The 19,396-nt window shown below is 34.1% G+C and carries 18 protein-coding genes, 2 tRNA genes and 1 pseudogene; 14 read left to right on the top strand and 7 right to left on the bottom strand.

The window, feature by feature from the left end:
* The first annotated feature begins 18 nt into the window (after positions 1-18).
* A complete protein-coding gene (locus tag AP058_RS14525) occupies positions 19-957 on the top strand; it encodes an L-threonine 3-dehydrogenase (protein ID WP_066312447.1) in 939 nt (312 codons plus the stop codon).
* 238 nt (positions 958-1,195) lie between these two features.
* Positions 1,196-1,597: a hypothetical protein gene (locus AP058_RS14520; RefSeq protein WP_066312444.1), complete on the top strand. Its 402-nt coding sequence runs from the start codon at positions 1,196-1,198 to the stop codon at positions 1,595-1,597.
* Positions 1,598-1,690: 93 nt separating this feature from the next.
* On the opposite strand, the gene AP058_RS14515 is transcribed toward AP058_RS14520, so the two are convergent.
* The 3 genes from AP058_RS14515 to AP058_RS14505 form a co-directional block, all read right to left on the bottom strand.
* Complete coding sequence (locus tag AP058_RS14515; RefSeq protein WP_066312442.1) at positions 1,691-2,344, bottom strand: HD domain-containing protein; 654 nt, start codon at positions 2,342-2,344, stop codon at positions 1,691-1,693.
* Between the two features lie 133 nt (positions 2,345-2,477).
* Positions 2,478-3,470 (bottom strand): acyl-ACP desaturase, encoded by a 993-nt coding sequence (locus tag AP058_RS14510; protein WP_066313500.1) that lies wholly within the window; start codon positions 3,468-3,470, stop codon positions 2,478-2,480.
* A gap of 10 nt (positions 3,471-3,480) precedes the next feature.
* Positions 3,481-4,215 (bottom strand): 1-acyl-sn-glycerol-3-phosphate acyltransferase, encoded by a 735-nt coding sequence (locus tag AP058_RS14505; protein WP_066312439.1) that lies wholly within the window; start codon positions 4,213-4,215, stop codon positions 3,481-3,483.
* Between the two features lie 120 nt (positions 4,216-4,335).
* Between AP058_RS14505 and rnpA the strand changes: the two genes are divergently transcribed.
* The 3 genes from rnpA to AP058_RS14490 all read left to right on the top strand — a co-directional run bounded on the left by rnpA (position 4,336) and on the right by AP058_RS14490 (position 7,273).
* Positions 4,336-4,719: a ribonuclease P protein component gene (rnpA, locus tag AP058_RS14500; RefSeq protein ID WP_066312428.1), complete on the top strand. Its 384-nt coding sequence runs from the start codon at positions 4,336-4,338 to the stop codon at positions 4,717-4,719.
* A gap of 111 nt (positions 4,720-4,830) precedes the next feature.
* On the top strand, positions 4,831-6,468 hold the full coding sequence (locus AP058_RS14495; RefSeq protein ID WP_066312421.1) for a S41 family peptidase: 1,638 nt from the start codon (positions 4,831-4,833) through the stop codon (positions 6,466-6,468).
* A 1-nt stretch (position 6,469) separates the two neighbouring features.
* Entirely contained in the window at positions 6,470-7,273 is an 804-nt protein-coding gene (locus tag AP058_RS14490; protein ID WP_066312415.1) for an OmpA family protein, read from the top strand.
* A 130-nt stretch (positions 7,274-7,403) separates the two neighbouring features.
* On the opposite strand, the gene AP058_RS14485 is transcribed toward AP058_RS14490, so the two are convergent.
* The 4 genes from AP058_RS14485 to rseP all read right to left on the bottom strand — a co-directional run bounded on the left by AP058_RS14485 (position 7,404) and on the right by rseP (position 10,204).
* Positions 7,404-8,366, bottom strand: coding sequence for a site-specific integrase (locus AP058_RS14485; protein ID WP_231739691.1), 963 nt, complete (start codon positions 8,364-8,366; stop codon positions 7,404-7,406).
* A 228-nt stretch (positions 8,367-8,594) separates the two neighbouring features.
* Positions 8,595-8,668 (bottom strand) — tRNA-Asn (locus tag AP058_RS14480).
* Between the two features lie 35 nt (positions 8,669-8,703).
* Positions 8,704-8,777, bottom strand: a tRNA-Asn gene (locus AP058_RS14475).
* An 83-nt stretch (positions 8,778-8,860) separates the two neighbouring features.
* On the bottom strand, positions 8,861-10,204 hold the full coding sequence (rseP, locus tag AP058_RS14470) for an RIP metalloprotease RseP (protein ID WP_066312413.1): 1,344 nt from the start codon (positions 10,202-10,204) through the stop codon (positions 8,861-8,863).
* Between the two features lie 514 nt (positions 10,205-10,718).
* On the opposite strand from rseP, the gene AP058_RS14465 reads away from it, so the two are divergent.
* From AP058_RS14465 to AP058_RS14440, 9 genes and pseudogenes are all read left to right on the top strand, one after another.
* Positions 10,719-11,084: a hypothetical protein gene (locus AP058_RS14465; RefSeq protein WP_066312411.1), complete on the top strand. Its 366-nt coding sequence runs from the start codon at positions 10,719-10,721 to the stop codon at positions 11,082-11,084.
* 18 nt (positions 11,085-11,102) lie between these two features.
* The gene (locus AP058_RS16720) at positions 11,103-11,279 is read left to right on the top strand and encodes a class IIb bacteriocin, lactobin A/cerein 7B family (protein WP_231739688.1); all 177 of its coding nucleotides are present in this window, start codon (positions 11,103-11,105) and stop codon (positions 11,277-11,279) included.
* A 10-nt stretch (positions 11,280-11,289) separates the two neighbouring features.
* The gene (locus tag AP058_RS17235) at positions 11,290-11,421 is read left to right on the top strand and encodes a hypothetical protein (protein WP_255357099.1); all 132 of its coding nucleotides are present in this window, start codon (positions 11,290-11,292) and stop codon (positions 11,419-11,421) included.
* Positions 11,422-12,271: 850 nt separating this feature from the next.
* Positions 12,272-12,613: a biotin/lipoyl-binding protein gene (locus tag AP058_RS17170; RefSeq protein ID WP_231739685.1), complete on the top strand. Its 342-nt coding sequence runs from the start codon at positions 12,272-12,274 to the stop codon at positions 12,611-12,613.
* Positions 12,614-12,686: 73 nt separating this feature from the next.
* On the top strand, positions 12,687-13,331 hold the full coding sequence (locus tag AP058_RS17165) for an HlyD family efflux transporter periplasmic adaptor subunit (protein WP_231739682.1): 645 nt from the start codon (positions 12,687-12,689) through the stop codon (positions 13,329-13,331).
* Positions 13,331-15,484 (top strand): annotated as a pseudogene (locus AP058_RS17230) (peptidase domain-containing ABC transporter). Before AP058_RS17165 ends, AP058_RS17230 begins: the two are co-directional and overlap by 1 nt.
* A 139-nt stretch (positions 15,485-15,623) precedes the next feature.
* Positions 15,624-16,688: an NADH:flavin oxidoreductase/NADH oxidase gene (locus tag AP058_RS14450; protein ID WP_066312410.1), complete on the top strand. Its 1,065-nt coding sequence runs from the start codon at positions 15,624-15,626 to the stop codon at positions 16,686-16,688.
* A gap of 222 nt (positions 16,689-16,910) precedes the next feature.
* Positions 16,911-17,954, top strand: coding sequence for a Gfo/Idh/MocA family oxidoreductase (locus AP058_RS14445; RefSeq protein WP_066312407.1), 1,044 nt, complete (start codon positions 16,911-16,913; stop codon positions 17,952-17,954).
* A 95-nt stretch (positions 17,955-18,049) separates the two neighbouring features.
* Positions 18,050-19,261, top strand: a complete 1,212-nt coding sequence (locus AP058_RS14440) for an MFS transporter (RefSeq protein WP_066312406.1) — start codon at positions 18,050-18,052, stop codon at positions 19,259-19,261.
* Positions 19,262-19,396: the final 135 nt, after the last annotated feature.

The following is a 19,396-nucleotide window of genomic DNA, read 5'->3' as shown; positions in this document are numbered from 1 at the left end:
TGCTTAAATTTCATTCAAATGAATCCGAAGATATTAATCATAGGCGCCTGCGGCCAAATTGGCACTGAGCTTACTCAAAAATTACGTAAAATTTACGGAACGGACAATGTAATTGCATCTGATATGCGGAAACTGAATGTTGATGTAGTAAATTCTGGACCATTTGAAGTTGTTAATGCCTTAGATTTTAACCAAATTGAACATTTAGTGGAAGAGCATCAAATTACTGATGTGTATTTAATGGCCGCTTTATTGTCTGCAACCGCTGAAAAAAATCCAGCATTTGCATGGGATTTAAATATGAATTCGCTTTTTCATGTTTTGAATTTAGCCAAAGCAGGAAAAATAAAAAAAGTATTTTGGCCTTCGAGTATCGCTGTTTTTGGTCCGACAACTCCAAAAGAAAACACCCCGCAATATACTATTATGGAGCCATCCACCGTTTACGGAATCAGCAAACAGGCTGGCGAAAGATGGTGCGAATACTACCATAACATTTATGGTGTCGATGTGAGAAGCATTCGCTATCCTGGATTAATTAGCTGGTCTAGTCCTCCTGGAGGAGGAACAACCGATTATGCAGTAGACATTTTTCATAAAGCGATCGAAGACAAAACCTACGAATGTTTTCTTTCTTCAGAAACAAAAATGCCAATGATGTATATGGAAGATGCGATCAATGCAACCATTAACATTATGAAAGCGCCTAAAGATCAGATTAAAATTCATTCATCCTACAATTTGGCCGCAATGAGTTTTACGCCGACCGAAATTGCAAATGAAATTAAAAAACACATTCCAGAATTTACCATTACTTATGAGCCTGATTTCCGTCAGAAAATTGCAGATAGTTGGCCAGCGAGCATTGACGATCGCGAAGCGAGAGCAGACTGGAACTGGGAACACAAATACGATTTAGCAGCAATGACCAAAGACATGCTTGATCATTTAAAATAAAATTAGAGACGCGCTCTAAATTTCTTTTTCGAAATTTTAGTAGCTGTCCAAATAAAAAGTCCGTCGAGAAAATAATTCTGACGGACTTTTTAATTTTATATATTTCTGAAATATTTCGAAAAGTGATTTTACGAGAAACAAATTATTTTATTTTGAAAAATATGCGATCAAATTGAAGTAATGCTCCACATTTTTAATTTACAAACCGTAATTTTACCCCTTTAAAATCTTACTCACTATGTTATACCAACCGATATTTGTTGAATTCTACGAAAAAGTAAAAGAAAGTATTCTAGCAGGAACTTTTGCTAAACTAACATTTGCCAAAACTATTGGCGATACTGACTTAAAAAACATTTACGTTCGACTGAATATTGTAGACGATAAGACTTATAATTTGGCTTTTACATCTAAATATAAAATGGAAGAAATCGAGAGCTTTCATACGATTGATGAAGCTTTTATCATCTTAAGCTCGTATGTCAAAAACCCGTTTTTAACCGCTTTATTATTTACGACCCAAAACGATTTGACCTTTAAGGTAAATAAGAAAAACGCCGGAAGCATTATTGACCAAGCACCTACTTTTAAAAACGCTTCTCCCGTAATGCTGGAAATGATTGAGAAAGGAATAGTTTAGATAATAGTGTTCCATTCACTTTGTAAGTACTCCACAAATAGGCCTTCCTTTAGTGATTACTTCATGTAGTAGATCCAAACACTTAAATTGATCTTATTTCGCTCCATCCCACTCCGCATAAAATTGCGAAAGAAAGCTTTCCATGAAACGATGTCTTTCGGCAGCGATTTCTTTACCTTTTTCGGTATTCATTTGGTCTTTCAATAGCAGTAACTTTTCATAAAAATGATTAATTGTTGGTGAACTTGCTTTTTTATATTCTTCTTTACTCATCGCAGTATTTGGTGCGATTTCGGGATCGTGTAGCACTCTATTTTTAAATCCACCATAATTGAATGCTCTTGCAATTCCGATGGCTCCAATGGCGTCTAAGCGATCGGCATCTTGTACTACGGCCAATTCGATAGAATTAAATTTTCTTTCGAAATTCCCGCCTTTAAACGAGATGTTTTCAATGATTTGAATGACGTGAGTAATTGTTTCCTCGTTTACACCTTCCGATTCTAAAAACAAACGTGCCTTTTTGGGCCCAATCGTTTCGTCTCCGTCATGAAATTTACTATCCGCAATATCGTGCAACAAAGCGCCCAATTGTACAATCATTTTATTACAATCTTCACTGGAAGCGATTACTAGTGCGTTTTTATACACTCGTTGTATGTGAAACCAATCGTGTCCGCCTTCAGCTCCTTTTAATTGTTCTTTTACAAAAGCGATCGTTTTGGTAATTAATCTTGTTGTATCCATTGGTTTTCATTTTAAAAAAAAGTTGATTGTCAAAGTGTTTCGAACTTCGACAATCAACGAATGCTTTTATATTATTTTAAGTGGAATTTAATCTGCAATGAGTTGCACTAGCGCATCTTATAAACTCAAAGATTTACAGTCGTGCTGGCTCCACCCATTTAAAAATATGTCCTTCTTGCGGAATAACAATTCTTTCTGAAATTCTCGTCATTCTAGCTGGCAACTTCATCAAGTAATCACGTGCTTTTTCGGCTTCATCAGTTAAACCTGTTATTTTATCAATTTGCCATTTGTCAATTAATTTCTGCATAATATCCACATAATCTGCAGCAGTATACACACCAATTCGCTGTGCTGAATCAGAAAATTGCTCGAAAGCCGTGCTTATTTTTTGACCCGATTCTCTTAAAAAGTGAGCAGGCATAACGATTTTTTGTTTCATCATGTATTGAAAAGCCAACATCATTTCGCTAGGATCTACTTGAAAAATACGAGTTACAAATTCACTGTAAGCATGATGATGACGCATTTCGTCTCCAGCAATCATTTTACACATTTTCGCTAATTTTTTATCGCCATAATTTTTGGCAATTTGCGACACACGGTTGTGAGAAACATAAGTAGCTAATTCTTGAAAACTAGTGTATACAAAGTTTTTGTACGGGTCTGATCCCGTTCCGATATCAAAACCATCATTAATTAAATGTTGGGTAGTAATTTCAACTTCACGCATGTTTACACGACCTGACAAATACAAATATTTGTTCAACAAATCTCCGTGGCGATTTTCTTCTCCGGTCCATTGTCTGATCCATTTTGACCATCCATTGCCTCCGTTTTCTATCTGATTAATTCCTTCGACATCCATCAACCACGATTCGTAAGTTGGCAACGCTTCTTCAGTAATAGTATCACCTACAAGAGTAACCCAAAAATCGTATGGTAAATCTTTAGCAATTTCACGCAATTCTCTTACTTCTTCAAAAAAAGTATCTTCTTGAGAATTAGGTAAAAAGTCGGTTGGCTGCCAGATTTTCTCGACAGGTATTAAAAATTGATCTACAAAAGTATCTACGTTTTTCTCTAAAAACTGCATTACTTCTAATCTTATGTTTTTTATTGACATGGTATTTGTTTTAAAGTTTGATTGCACTTACAACTGCTTTTTGAGCTTCTATAGCTATGGTTTCAAAATCATGCTCTTTGACAGCAAGGGCTTTATGAATGGTAAAGGTAAGATGATTTCCCAAACCTACAGGGAAAAATCCAAATTTTACCATTTTCCAAGAATTATTAATTGTTATCGGAACAACATATGCTGACGGTGCGTATTTGCAGAGAATTTTCAATCCACTCTGTGCAAATTCTTTGGGTTTTCCGTCTTTACTTCGCGTTCCTTCGGGAAAAATCACTGCCGAACGATTGTTTTTTTCGATATATTCAGACAATCCTTTTATAGTAGGAATGGCCTGTTTAGGGTCTTTCCTGTCAATGAGAACAGAGCCTCCATGACGTAAATTATAAGAAACACTTGGAATTCCAGACCCTAACTCTTTCTTACTCACAAATTTACAATGAAAACTACGTAAATACCAAAGCATTGTAATAATATCGTACATACTTTGATGATTGGACACAAAAATAATAGGAACTCCTTTCGGAATGCTCTCCATATTAGTAAATGTATAGCTGGTTCCAACTAAATTGGTACATCTTAACAGAAATAAATTAAGGTAATCAACGCTTTTTTTGTGGGCCTGATACCCGAAAATATTGAAACAAATCCATTGAATGGGATGAAAAATCACCAAACACAGACCGAAACACAAATAGTAAATTACGGATAAGGGATACGAAATTATTTTTTGCATGCTTAAGAATTAAGCACAAAAGTAATAAATATATTTTTGACTAATTTAAAAAATCATTAATAGATTTAGGGTTAAAGTGTACCTTTGCGGCCTACGAATCTCTATTTCTTCAGTTAAAAAATGAATTTTAAATACCCAAAAAGCGAACGTTTAAAAAGTAAAACCACCATCGGTCTTTTGTTTACCGACGGAAAATCGGTTTCTAAATACCCGTTGCGCTTGGTATATCGCCAAAATTCGGACACTGAAATTGCGGACTCAAAAATTGGCGTTTCTGTCTCTAAAAAACATTTTAAAAAGGCAGTTGATCGCAATTATTTTAAGAGAGTACTGCGAGAAACCTATCGTTTGAATAAAAATATGTTGCACGATGGCTTAACCTCATCCTACTCGATTATGATTTTTTACCAAACCAAAGACAGATTGTCGTTTGAAGAAATCAATAAAAAAACAATTCAGTTATTTGAGAAGTTTAGAATTCAGATCGCTCCCCCATCCGAATAAATTGTTTCTGCTTTTATTTTGTGAAGTCTATTGCATCTTCATTCTCAAAATTATCGTAGTTTTAGCTCTAAATCAGTCCTTTCTAGATTTTTAAAAGAAAAAATAAAACCAATGTTATTTTCATTACCAAAAAAAGTTCTTATTCCTGTAGTTGCTTCAGCATTTTTATTGATTGGAACAAGTTTCAAAGACGACTTTTTTGAAATTGCCAAGCAAATAGAAATTTTTACGACTTTATTTAAAGCCGTTAATACCAACTATGTAGACGAAACCAATCCCGCTGATTTGATGGACAAGGCCATAAAAAGCATGCTGGGAAGTTTAGATCCGTATACCGTTTATTTTAACGAGCAAGACGTTGTACAATTTAAAATTAACAACACGGGCGAATACACTGGAATTGGCGCATTAATTACTAGAAAAAAAGACCGATTATTAATTCGCGAACCGTACAAAAATTATCCTGCTGACAAAGCAGGTTTAAAAGCAGGAGATGAAATTATTCAAATTGGAGACGTTCTGGTAGCCGATTTTAAAGAAGATGCTTCGCAGTTGCTCAAAGGAACTAAAAACACTAAAATTCCAGTTAAATATTTACGACAAGGAAAAACAAATGCAACTACGCTTGTTTTGGATGAAGTCGATATTAAATCGGTTTCCTTTTTTGGAATGATTGATTCTAAAACAGGATACATTGTTTTATCACATTTCAATCGAAAAGCATCCAACGAAACCAAAGAAGCATTAGAAAAACTTAAAAAAGACGGAGCCACTCAAATTGTTTTGGACATGCGCGGCAATCCCGGTGGTTTATTAAATGAAGCGGTTAGTATTTGCAATTTGTTTGTTGCTAAAAACGAAGTAATTGTAACGACTAAGTCACGAATCGAAAAAAACAATACTACCTATAAAACGACTCAAGAGCCGGTAGATACTCAAATTCCATTAGCCATTATCGTAAACGGAAGAAGTGCTTCGGCTTCTGAAATTGTGTCGGGTGCTTTGCAAGATTTAGACCGAGCGGTAGTTTTAGGAAGTCGTAGTTTTGGAAAAGGTCTCGTGCAACGTTCCGTTGATTTGACCTATGGAACGCAACTGAAAGTAACTATTTCTAGATATTATACGCCTTCTGGTCGTTGCATTCAGTCATTAGACTATACGCATAAAGATAAAAATGGTGTTGCAAGTAAAACAGATGCAAAAAATTACAATGCGTTTAAAACCCGAAAAGGAAGGCTGGTTTTTGACGGCGGTGGTGTTTTACCAGATGTAGAATTAGACGAATCTAAAATGAGTCCAATTGCGACGGCACTTTTAAAAAATGATGGTATTTTTGATTACGCAACTACCTACTATTATAAGAATCCAAGTTTAGGAACGAAGATTCCGACTCTTTCAGATAGTGACTATTCGGATTTTAAAAACTTTCTAAAAACTAATAAAATCACGCTGGATACAGAGACCGAACTAGCACTAAAAAAAACCTTGGAAGCGGCTAAGAAAGATCAGATCGATAGTGCCATCACCGCAGAATACCAACAATTAGTAACCGCTATCGAAAAAAGCGAAACCACTTTGTTGGATAAAAATAAAAAAGAAATTAGCAGTTTAATTCAGGAAGAACTTATTAAGCGGTACCAATACCAAGAAGGATTGTATCAATTTTACATTAAAGATAATTCTGAAATTAAAAAATCGGTTGAACTTTTAAACAACCAATCGCAATATAAGTCCATTTTAAAAATGTAGCATGGTTAGAAAAGTACTGGTTTTTATATTGTTTGCAAGTTCTCTTTCTGCTCAAAAAAAATCTGTCGAAACCGTGTATTTTGATTTTGACAAATACACGCTATCACATGAACAAACAACCATAATTAGTACTTTTATTCAAGACATCGATACTTCTAAAATCGAATCCATTCAAATTTATGGTTATTGTGATGACAGAGGCAACGATGAATACAATTATCGGCTGTCTACTTATCGTGTCCAAACGGTTCAAGAAGCTTTAGAGGCCCATGGCTTCAACAAAAGCAAAATAATCGTACTAGAAGGCAAAGGCCGCATAATCGTACAAAAGGACAGTGTAGAAGATTTGCAAGAAACGAGATCTAAAAATCGCCGAGTTGACATGCTGCTGGTTAAAAAAAACAATTACGGTCAAGGTGTTCGAAATTCTTTTAGAGATGAATTACAAATTGGTACTTATGTAAGCTTGGCGAGTGTACAATTTAAAATAGGCAGCAGCCGATTGACGAGAGAAGCTGCCAAGGTTTTAGACAATGTTGCTGATATATTAAATGAAAAGAAAACACTGAATTTTGAAATACAAGGTCACGTGTGTTGCACTCCTGAGCGATATGAGGACGGGATCGACCGAGAAACCAAAGAAAGACGCTTGTCATGGAACCGGGCCAAATCGGTTTACTTGTATTTAATTTCGAAAAAAGTATCCCGCAGTCGTATGACGTATCAAGGATTCGGAAACCAATTTCCGTTAGAAATAGGCGACGATAGAGATCGTAGAGTTGATTTTAAGATTACCAAGATTTAAATAACAATGATGTCATTGTGAAGCTCTTTTTTTTGTGCTTACTGGTCTTCAAAAATAGAAACCGCAATTTTTTTTAGGGGTACTGAATAGGATACGTTTTTTTATGAAAAAACTTGTCAAATGACAAATGCTACTTTTTCGGAGGAAATATGCGATTACTGTCGATTGAGTATTTCTCAATGATTTCTTGTGCTTTTGGTAGAATTGGAATTGAGATTTGACGCTGTGTTTTCTCTCTCTTCATCTGAATCCAGTTCATGACGTCAAAACCTATCTGTATATTTTGCTTCTCAAGATTTGCCATTTCACTGTAGGCTAGTCCTGTGTAACAACAAAATATAAACAAGTCTTGAATGATGCACAATCTTTTTTGTTGTAACACTGCTTCCTCAAGGATTTTGAGTTCTTCTGTAGTAAGAAATATTACGGTTTTACGGACTGTTTTAGACTTGTGAAGTATAAAAGGATCTCTGTCTAAGTACCCCTCTGAAATTGCTTGTTTTATAGGTGTTCTAAGTCTTTGAATGGTTTTGTTGATGGTAATTTGTCCTTGCTTCTTCTCGGTCTTTAAATAGTAGTCAAAATCATGGAGAAACTGTAGAGTTAATTCTTCTAATGGATAATCTGTTTTTTTAAATTTCCATTTCAAGAACGCTTCCAAATGGTTGCCAACATAAACGAATTTTTTATACGCGTTGTCTTTTATTTCTAGACCTACTAGTTTTTTAATTTTGCACAAATACTGTTTGTAATAGGAAAGGACAAATTCACTTTTCTTTAGCTCTTTGCCTAAGTATTTATTATAGATGTTATCAAGAGTGCAATCTCCTCCTTGAAGTTGGAATACTAAGGCAATGTTATTTATCTTGATCTGAATTTGCTCTATTTGAGTATTAATGAATTTGTGGTTGGGATCTTGTACGCTTACTTTTTGAAGCTTGTTTTCCCAGTAGTTTGAGTTTACGAATAGTCCAGTAGAGAATTGTTTACGCTCTTTGTTAAGAGTAATTCTGCAATTAAGAGGACATAATCCTTTTTGATTAGTTTTGTCTGCACTTATAACAAACAGAATTGTGATTTTTTCTTGGTGCATGTTTCCAATTGATTTTGAGTTAAACAATTGGCATAACAACTCGGAATTTTAAAATGGGTACCTCGAGATTTTAGATGGGTACCGCAATGGGTACCTTTTTTTACTAAAATAACTTGTCAAACCTGTCAAACAACAAATTCCTGATTAATACAAAATAACGTGAAGTACTGCTAATACTAGGATTGTTGTAAACAAAAAAAAGACCATCATTGCTGATAGTCTTTTTTGCTCCCTCTCTTGGGCTCGAACCAAGGACCCTCTGATTAACAGTCAGATGCTCTAACCAACTGAGCTAAGAAGGAATGACCTAAAGGTCTTATGTTTTGCTAAAAAGTTGCTCCCCCTCTTGGGCTCGAACCAAGGACCCTCTGATTAACAGTCAGATGCTCTAACCAACTGAGCTAAGGAGGAAATTGCTGTTCTTTTTAGCGAGTGCAAATATAGGAGAATTTTTAATGTTTCAAAAGTATTTGAGCTCTTTTTACAAAAATATTTTATTTCCCAAAAACTGCTTTGTAAATATCGTTGCCATTTGCAAACAATAGCAAAGTGATAAGCAATACAAAACCAACCATTTGAGCATTTTCTAGGAACTTATCACTCGGTTTTTTACCGCTAATAATTTCGTATAATAAAAACATTACATGTCCGCCATCTAGGGCCGGAATTGGCAATAAATTCATAACTCCCAACATAATCGATAGCAAAGCTGTAATGCTCCAAAAAACTTCCCAGCTCCATGTACTTGGAAAAATGTCGAAGATCGCTTTAAAACCACCTACTTGCTTGTACGCTTTGGTTTCTGGATTAAAGATCATCTTCAATTGCTTTCCATAACCTAACAACTGATCTTTACCTTTCTCAATTCCAACCGGAATCGATTCTAATAAACTGTAATTTTTAGTACTTATTTTGTAATACCCTAATTTTTGCAGCGAAGTCAAACCTAAGATACCAACATTAACTCCCAGTTTAGCGTCTTTGCTCACAACAACATTAACATCTACTTCTTTTTGGTCGCGCAATACTTTCGCAGGAATTGTTTTCCCTTTGTTTTGGTCCAAAATAACTTTTGCTTCGTCAAAATATTTAACTGCTTGACCGTTTAAACTCAAAACTAGATCTTTTGCTTGTAATTCTTTGTTTGGAGAATCATCAGCAACAGCACCAATAGCAAACGGCTGACGCACACTTACCAATAACCCTTTTTCATGTTTAGACAATTGATCTACAAAATCTTTAGGCATCTGTAAAGTCTGTTGCACACCATTTCTTTCAATAGTCACAGTACTCGCCATTACCACATTCATGTTCATGTCGTTGTCAAAATTTTGAACTTTTTTACCATCAATCGAGATAATTTTGTCACCTGTTTTAAAACCTGCTTTGACCATCGCTGGGTTTTCAATCAAATAACCATCTTTAATGTCTTCATTTTTCACAAAAGTATCGCCATATGCATACGCCATTCCAATGTAAATAATAAACGCCAAAATAAAGTTTACGGTAACTCCCCCCAACATAATAATCAAACGTTGCCAAGCTGGTTTCGAACGAAATTCCCAAGGTTGTGGCGGCAAAGCCATTTGCTCCTTGTCCATGCTTTCGTCAATCATTCCCGAAATTTTCACGTAACCACCAAGCGGCAGCCATCCAATTCCGTACTCCGTATCTCCAATTTTTTTCTTTAAAAGAGAATATTTAACATCAAAAAATAAGTAGAATTTTTCGACTCTAGTTTTAAATAATTTTGCAGGGATAAAATGTCCTAATTCGTGTAAAACAATCAGTAATGATAAGCTCAATAAAAATTGAGAAAGCTTAATAACTATATCCATTTGTTAATTTTAGTTCTTTTTGTGACGCACAAAAGTAATGTTTTCTATCGTATCTCAAGCGAAATAACTATTCATTGCTCTTTAAATGTTTGTTAATAAATACAGCGAACTTTTTTACAGCGATTTTGCGGTTAATTTTCTGGTATGAATTAATTTGCGAATCTTTGCACTGATTTAAAATTGCGAATATTATCTTGTTAAAAATAAAAAATTACGATAAAATTATTTAGTTTTACACCAATTTTGTAAAAGTGAAGGTTCTTCTTTCTTCTTTAAAATACGTACTAGATAAATTGGTTGTCTTTGGTGAAAAAATGTTGAATTACAAGATACACGGATGCAACGGATGCAACGGATGCAAGCAACGCTGATAAAGACGGATAAAATTTAAATGTTTAAGATTTAAATACAAGTTTCAAATTACCTTTTATTTCTTGAATCGAATGATTACGGAGAAGAACAAGAATCTAAAAAAACTTGAATCGTTTTTTATTAATTTTTATAATACAGTCTTATGAATTTTATCAAACAAATAGAGCGGATAAAAAAGATGCATCAATTAATTGGCGCCGAAAAAACAGGCACACCCGATAATTTTGCTAGAAAAATGTCTCTAAGCCGTAGCCAGTTGTACAACATAATTGATGTTATTAAAGATCTAGAAGCTCCTATAAAATATTGTAAAAAACGAGAAAGTTTTTTTTACGAAACTTCATTTGACTTAGAATTAAATTATTCCCTTAAAACGATAATAGACAACGAAGCAAAAGAAATTTTTGGAGGTTTTAACTTCCGTACAATTTTACTAGACAGAACTATGATATGTTTGCTTCAACAAAAAAGTTCTCGAGAAAAAGATTTTGTTGAAATTATTATTTAACAATTAAAAAAATAAACTATGGAATTATCATTAGTGAATTTAGAAGATTTGAATTTAGTGGAGCTTAATCCTCAGGAAGTACAAGAAGTTGAAGGGGGAATTCTTCCAATAATTTTAGGATGCATTTCTATCGTGGGAGCTGGTTATTATGCAGGAGAAAAAATAGGAAGAGCCTTATATTATGCAACTAATTAATTTGAAAATTATGGAAAATTTAAAAGAATTAACTCTAGAAGAACAAAAAGAAACTAATGGTGGAGGATTATTGTTATTTGCGATAGCTCTCGGAATCTATATTGGGTACAAAGATGCGGAAGCTGGGCATGCTTGTAAGTAGAAAGCTATTTATGATATTATTTTCTAAAGTAATTTAAAATTAGTTTTTTTATTTTATGTGCAGGAAAACAATAAGAACTATATTGTTCCTTATCATGTTAAAAAAAACTTTTATACTGATTGCAAGAAGGTTTTTTTCTTGCAATCAGTATATTAATGCTAGGTAACGTTATTGAAATCTAGAGCAAGTAATTTCAATTATTTTCACCTAGATTTATTTTGACAAGGACAATTAGCTAATTCATTTAAAAAAAAATTATGGAACAACAAAGTATACTTGAAAAAATTTTTTTAGGTAAAAAGTACAAAAAAGCACTAACAATCTTATATACGTCATTATTTTTCATCTTTTGCTTTTATCTTTTAGGAGAAATATTAGGTAAGACTTTATTTTATATCAGCCATTAAGTAAACTTAATAGAATTAAATAAAAACACTTATAAATGAAATTCTAACTTACAATAAAACAGACATAAGAAACTAAAAATTGAAACAGAATTGACAACTATTAATAAAATTAAAATTGCACAAGAATTATTAGAAATTATAAACTAAAAGATTAGTATAAAATGAAAGAAATTTCTATCGATTCAAAGAAGGTGCGGTTTTTAGGAATATTAATCCATATTCCAATTGTTTTTCTTTTTTATTGAGTTTGCATTTTATGTGGGATGAGGATTTGGCAAAGAGTTTAAAAGATATAAAAACTTCATTTCAGATCATTGTTTTAAGCGTGGTTGTAAGTATTTTTTCAATTTTTATTTAAAAAAAATGAATTTTAGTTCAGACCCAATAAACACTCTCGAAAATCTTATCGCAAAAAACAAAACCAAAAGCCTCTCTCTATATATATGGTAATAGTTCTTGCGCTTATTATTTTCTTAACGTTATTACCCATTATTAAAGTAGATATCAGCAGTCAGAGCCGTGGTGTTATTCGCAGTAAAACCGATAATGTTCCTGTTACCTCCATAGTTAGCGGCAGGGTTACTTGGCTTTTTTTAAGGAATAATGCTATTGTTAAAAAGGGAGATACGCTCATAAAAATTTCTAAATTGAGCCTTGATGCAGACAAAAAAACTCAGGATACTTTGTCTCGTTCCGTTTCGTCTTTGCTAAAAGACATCAATAATCTATTGCTTAATAGAGTCTCTCATTTAGCTACTTCGACTGCTCGGGAGGATTTTTTTTAAATTTCAAGCACATAAGAGTGAATTAGAAAGTAAAGTTACTCAGTCTCAACTAAATTACGACAGAAATAAAAAATTGTACGATAAAGATATTATTGCAAAAGCAGAATATGAGAAATATGATTATGAATGTCGCTTTACAAAACATGCTTTACAAAGTTATGTAAGACAACAAAAGTCGACTTGGGAAAATCAAAAAAGAGATTTAGAAGAACGATTAAAAAGTCTGAATGGTGCAGTAGCTAAAATTAAAGCCGAATCAGTTAATTATGTAGTACTAGCTCCCATTTCGGGAACAATCGAAAATTTTTCAGGAGTTCAGATAGGTTCTTTTATAAATGCTTCGCAACCAATCGCTACACTTTCGGCAGCAGATTATCTTATTGTCGAGAATAATGTTTCCCCCAAGGATATTGGGCTTATACAAAAAAGTCAAAAAGTAAAATTTCAATTGGATGCATTCAACTACAATCAATGGGGATTATTAGAAGGAAAAGTTATCGATATAGATCATAATATAACCATTCAGGGAGAGCAGGCTTTCTTTAAAGTACGCTGTGCACTTGACTCAAAAGAGTTACAGGTTAAATCAGGTTACAAAACAAATGTTTCCAAAGGAATGACATTGACAACAAGATATACCATAGCACGTAGAAGTTTGTTCGATTTATTGTTTGATAAAGTAGATGATTGGTTAAATCCAAAGCAAATAACAACATAATGGCTTCAATACAAATAAAACAACATGATATTCAAGATTGTGGTGCTGCTTGTTTGGCATCTATTGGAAACCATTTCAACGTTAACTTGCCCATAGCAAGAATTAGACAATATGCCAATACAGATAAAAGAGGTACAAATGTATTAGGGATTATTGAGGGAGCCCAAAAGATGGGATTTATTGCAAAGGGAGTAAAAGGCGGGCTGGATTCTCTGGATAAGATTCCGCTTCCTGCCATTGCTCACATTATTACAAAAGAGCAATTACACCATTATGTGGTAATTTACAAGGTAGAAAAATCTAAAATCACGGTTATGGATCCGGGTTTTGGTAAAATGGAAACCTATACTATTGATGACTTTCAAAAAATATGGTCGGGTGTGCTAATTCTTTTTGCCCCCAATGATGATTTTAAAATTAGAAATGAAAAAGTTTCGCCTGTAAAACGATTTTTGCACCTTATACAGCCACACAAAACTATCCTAATTCAAGCCTTAATTGGTGCAATATTGTTTACTGTCTTAGGATTGGCAATGTCAATTTATATACAGAAAATTACCGATTATGTTCTGGTAGATGGTAATAAAAAGCTATTGAATTTATTAAGCATATCAATGATTTTGATTATTTTACTCCAAGCCTATTTAAGTTCTAAGAAGAGTGTATTTGTAATGAAGACGGGGGCAGTTAATTGATGCTAAATTAATTCTGGGGTATTACAAACATCTTTTGCATTTACCTCAACGTTTTTTTGATACGATGCAGATTGGCGAAATTACATCTCGTATAAACGATGCGGTTAAAATTCGTTCCTTTATAAATGAAGTCGCTATAGAAATGATTGTTAATGTTTTTGTCGTAATTTTCTCCTTTATCTTAATGTTTACCTATTATTGGAAACTAGCTTTGGTAATAGTACTGGTTATTCCTTTATATGTGGTGATTTATTTTATTCTAAATAAATTCAACAAGAAAGTAGAGCGAAATATCATGGAAAATGCCGCCGAGCTACAAACACAGCTTGTAGAGAGTGTTACACATATACGAACTGTCAAAGAATTTGGTATTGAGGATTTTTCAAATCTAAAAACAGAAAACAAATTTGTAAAGCTTTTGTTTACCACTTATAAATCAGGATTAAATGGAATTTTTGCGGGTACATCTACGCAATTTTTAGCCTCTATATTTACGGTTGTTTTAATTTGGATCGGATCTGGTTACGTGATTAATAGGTCTATTACTCCTGGAGAATTGTTTTCTTTTTATGCTTTAATTGGTTATTTTACATCGCCAGTTGCATCTTTAATCGGGATGAACAAAACGGCTCAAAATGCATTAATTGCAGCTGATAGACTTTTTGAAATAATGGATTTGGAACGAGAAGAAACAGAAAATAAAATCGTTTTACTTAAAGAGAATCTTGGAGATATAAAATTCGAGAACGTATCTTTTCGTTATGGTTCAAGGGCAGAAGTCTTTAAAAACTTTAATGCCGTATTTAAGCAAAATGAAACTACTGCAATAGTTGGAGAAAGTGGTAGTGGAAAAACGACATTGATTTCTTTACTACAAAATTTGTATCCTATAAAAGAAGGATATATATATATATTGGGAATTATGACACTCAATTTGTTCATTATCATAGTTTAAGAAATTGTGTAGGTGTTATTCCGCAACAACTTAATCTGTTGTCGGGAGATATTATTGAGAATATCGCTTTGGGGGATTCGTTTCCCAATATACAACGCGTTATAGATTTAGCGAAACAATTAGGGATTTCGGAGTTTGTTGAGAAACTACCAAATGGTTTTCAATCTCAAATAGTAGAAAACGGAACCATGCTCTCTGGTGGTCAAAAACAGAGAATTGCTATTGCAAGAGCATTATACAAGAATCCCGAAATTTTATTGATGGACGAAGCTACTTCTTCATTAGATACAAACTCAGAAAGAATTGTAAAAGAGGTTATCGACAATTTTAAGGCATAAGGAAAAACAGTTATTGTAATTGCGCACAGATTAAGTACTATTGCGAATGCAGATACAATTATAGTCATGAAAGAGGGTGTAATTATAGAATCACGAAATCATAAAAAGCTATTAGAGCAAAAAGGACAATATCATGATTTGTGGAATAAACAGATTTTACAGTAAAATCTAATATCGTATTTTATACGTTTTAAATGTTTGTTAATTAATAAACATTTAAAATTCTCCTTTTGAGCAGATGCTGTAACTTTGCTTTTAGCTACTGAATTTAATAAGTAGCCTAAAACTGCTAAATAGTACAACTATGCCCATACAATTATTCTCTCCATTAACTATAAAAAGTATCACTTTTAAAAATAGAATTGCCATTTCTCCTATGTGTCAATATTCATCGGCAGATGGTTTTGCAAACAACTGGCATTTGGTTCACTTGGGTAGCCGTGCTACCGGTGGCGCCGGACTGATTGTTCAAGAAGCTACGGCAGTTTCGCCCGAAGCCAGAATTTCTCCAGACGACTTAGGAATTTGGAAAGACGAACACATTCAAAAACTAAAAGAAATCAACGAGTTTATTATTTCTCAAAATTCGATACCGGGAATACAAATTGCACATGCGGGGCGGAAAGCCAGCGTTTCTTCGTCTTGGAAGGGCAGTAAAAAATTAGACCCCACTCAAGGTGGATGGGAAACTGTTTCACCAAGCGACATTGGCTATCATGATGACGAAAAAACTACTGCTTTAGATAAAAACGGAATTCAGAAAACAATTTCAGATTTTAAAAAAGCAACTAAACGATCAGTAGAAGCGGGATATCAAGTTTTAGAAATTCATGCAGCTCACGGTTATTTATTGCATCAATTTTTATCACCACTATCCAATCGTAGAACCGACGAATACGGTGGAAGTTTCGAAAATAGAATCCGATTTACATTAGAAATTGTAGAAGCAGTTCAATCGGAATGGCCAAAAAACTTACCTTTATTTGTGCGCATTTCCGCAAGCGATTGGGCAGATGGCGGCTGGAATATCGATGAGTCAATACAATTATCTAAAATTTTAAAAGAAAAAGGAGTTGATTTAATTGATGTTTCTTCGGGAGGTTTGGTTTCGCACCAACAAATTCCGTTGGGTCCAAATTATCAAGTTCCCTTTGCAGAACGCATCAAAAATGAAGCTAAGATTTTAACTGGAGCGGTTGGATTAATTACCGAAGCGGCTCAAGCTGAAGCCATTTTAAATACCAATCAGGCCGATTTAGTTTTATTTGCCAGAGAATCATTGAGAAGTCCGTATTTAGCATTGGACTTTGCAAAAGAATTAAATGTTGATTTGACTTGGCCAAAGCAATACGAAAGAGCGAAAATATAATAATTTTAGCTGATTTTTATGATGAATTTTCTTGTGGAGATTTCTCCTTCGTCGGAATAAAAAGATGCCGCTCAATTGTAAAGATTGATATTTTCTTTATTGAAACAAAGGAGAAATCTAAACAAATCATAAAGCATTTTAAAAATTTGGACAATCTGTAAATCTGCTTGAAATAATAAATTTATAAATTCACAATAATCAGTATTCTTAACAACAGCATTCATGCAACAAATAAAAACTGCCTTATTATCATACGGAATGTCCGGAAAAGTGTTTCACGCTCCTTTCCTTCAACTGCATTCTGGTTTCGACTTGGTCGGTTCTTGGGAACGCTCTAAAAAATTAATTCACAATGATTATCCTAATGTAAAAAGCTTTGAGTCCATAGAATCTATTTTGAACGACGATTCAATCGAATTGGTAATTGTCAATACTCCTGTGGCAACGCATTTTGAGTATGCCAAAAAAGTACTCAACGCAGGGAAACATGCTTTGGTCGAAAAAGCATTTACAACAACCGTTGAAGAAGCGCGAGAATTAGCTGAGTTAGCGAAAGCGAAAGGATTGAAATTATGCGTTTTTCAGAATCGCCGTTGGGATAGTGATTTTAAAACCGTTCAGAAAATAATTAAGGAAGGCCTTTTAGGAGAATTGGTTGAAGCCGAATTTCATTTTGATCGATACAATCCGCTGTTGAGTCCAAAGAAACACAAAGAGACTGCCAACAACGGCTCCGGAATTCTAAAAGATTTAGGACCGCATTTAATTGACCAAGCCTTGTGTTTGTTTGGATTGCCCAAAGCCGTTTCTGGCGACATTCGAATTACCCGAGAAAATTCGTTGGTAGACGATTGGATTGATTTAACCTTATATTACGAGAATTTTAGAATGCGATTAAAAGCTGGCTTTTTTGTAAGAGAAGCACATCCTGCTTTTACTGTTCATGGTAAAAAAGGATCCTTTTTAAAACCACGTGGCGACGTGCAAGAAGATGATTTAAAATTAGGTAAAAAACCAAACCGAACCGATTGGGGAACAGAACCCGAATCTTTACAAGGTTTACTGCATACTGAAAAAAATGGAAAAATCATTCGAGCGAAAACACCAACGCTTCAAGGCAATTACTATGATTTATTTGACTCCCTTTACCACTCTATTTTAAAAAATACTGATGAACCAGTCACAGCTCAAGATGGAGCTGATGTTATGAAGATTATTGGAGCAGCTATCGAAAGTAATGCAGTCAAAAAAATCGTCTTCTTGTAAAATTGAGTCCGAGAAAATTATGTTTTAGCGGAATTAAATTCAGTCAAAAGTTATAATTTGATTAATTTTGTGCTCTTATTCTAAAAGAGCAATCCATGTTTTATTTGAATTTTGTTGGAAGATTTACTCCCAAAGGGAAAATAAAAAAGAGTTATGCAAATTCGAAAACATCCTATCTAAATCGAATTCGGTGGGCAATTTCTATGTTTTATTTCAGCAAAGGTTTGTGTTTTGCTTCTTGGGCAAGTCGAATTCCAGACATTAAAAGTTATTTGGACTTAAGCGAAGGTCAATTAGGTAGTATTCTTTTTGCAATTCCACTTGGCCAATTGGCTATTATGCCTTTCTCAGGCAAACTTGTAACAAAATATGGCAGTCATAAAGTCCTACTCTATTCGGTGTTAATTTACTTAATTTGCTTGGTTAATATAGGTTTAGCCAGCTCTGCTTTTCAGCTCGCAGCTGCCCTATTCTTGTTTGGTGTTTTTGCCAATGTTTCAAATATTGCTGTTAACACCCAAGGTATTTATGCCGAGAAGTTATTAAAGAAAAACATCATGGGCGTTTTTCATGGAACCTGGAGTTTTGCGGGTTTCATTGGTGCTCTTATTGGTTTAGGAATTGCTGTTTTACAACTCAATCCATTTACACATTTTGCACTAATAGCTAGTTTCGTTTTAGTATTAGTTGGGTTTAATTACAGCTACTTAATAAAAGCAAAGGATCGAAAGCTGACCAAAAAAGGAAAGTTCTTTTCCAAACCCGATGCTTCCTTAATTTGGCTGGGCGTAATAGGCTTTTGCTCTATGGCCAGCGAAGGCGTTATGTTCGATTGGAGCGGCGTTTATTTTAAAGAAATTGTAAAAGCACCCGATTCTCTAGTTATTTTGGGCTACACCTCGTTTATGATAATGATGGCAGGCGGGCGTTTTTTAGGCGATAAAATGACGACAAGATTTGGCCGAAAACAAGTGCTTCAAATTAGTGGAATAATGGTTTCTACTGGACTTTTAACCGCCGTAATTTTTCCGTATATTATCCCGTGTGTCTTAGCTTTTATGTTAGTCGGCTTGGGAGTTTCTACGATCGTGCCTACTTTATACAGTGTCGCGGGCAAAAGCCCGACGGTCGCTCCTGGCGATGCGTTGACTATTGTTTCTAGCGTAAGTTTTCTGGGTTTCTTAATGGGTCCACCCGTTATTGGTCACATTGCTGAAGCCTTTGGTTTGCAATTTTCGTTTGCTTTCATCGGTATTTTTGGTTTTCTAATTGCTTTTATGGTGACCCGAGTAAAAGCAATCCAATAATTTAATTTGTAAGAAAAATACTTTTATATTGTTTTTTAATTATATTTGCCTCTGTTACATAAATCCTGCTTCTCAAAAAGTAGGTCTGATCTAAAATTTTTCCAAAACTGATTTTTTTTGAACTACAATTGTCTT

It is taken from the genome of Flavobacterium sp. TAB 87, from assembly GCF_001529295.1.
Taxonomy (GTDB): Bacteria; Bacteroidota; Bacteroidia; order Flavobacteriales; family Flavobacteriaceae; genus Flavobacterium.
The sequence above is the reverse complement of the archived record's forward strand: the minus strand, read 5'-3'. Positions and strand labels throughout refer to the sequence as shown.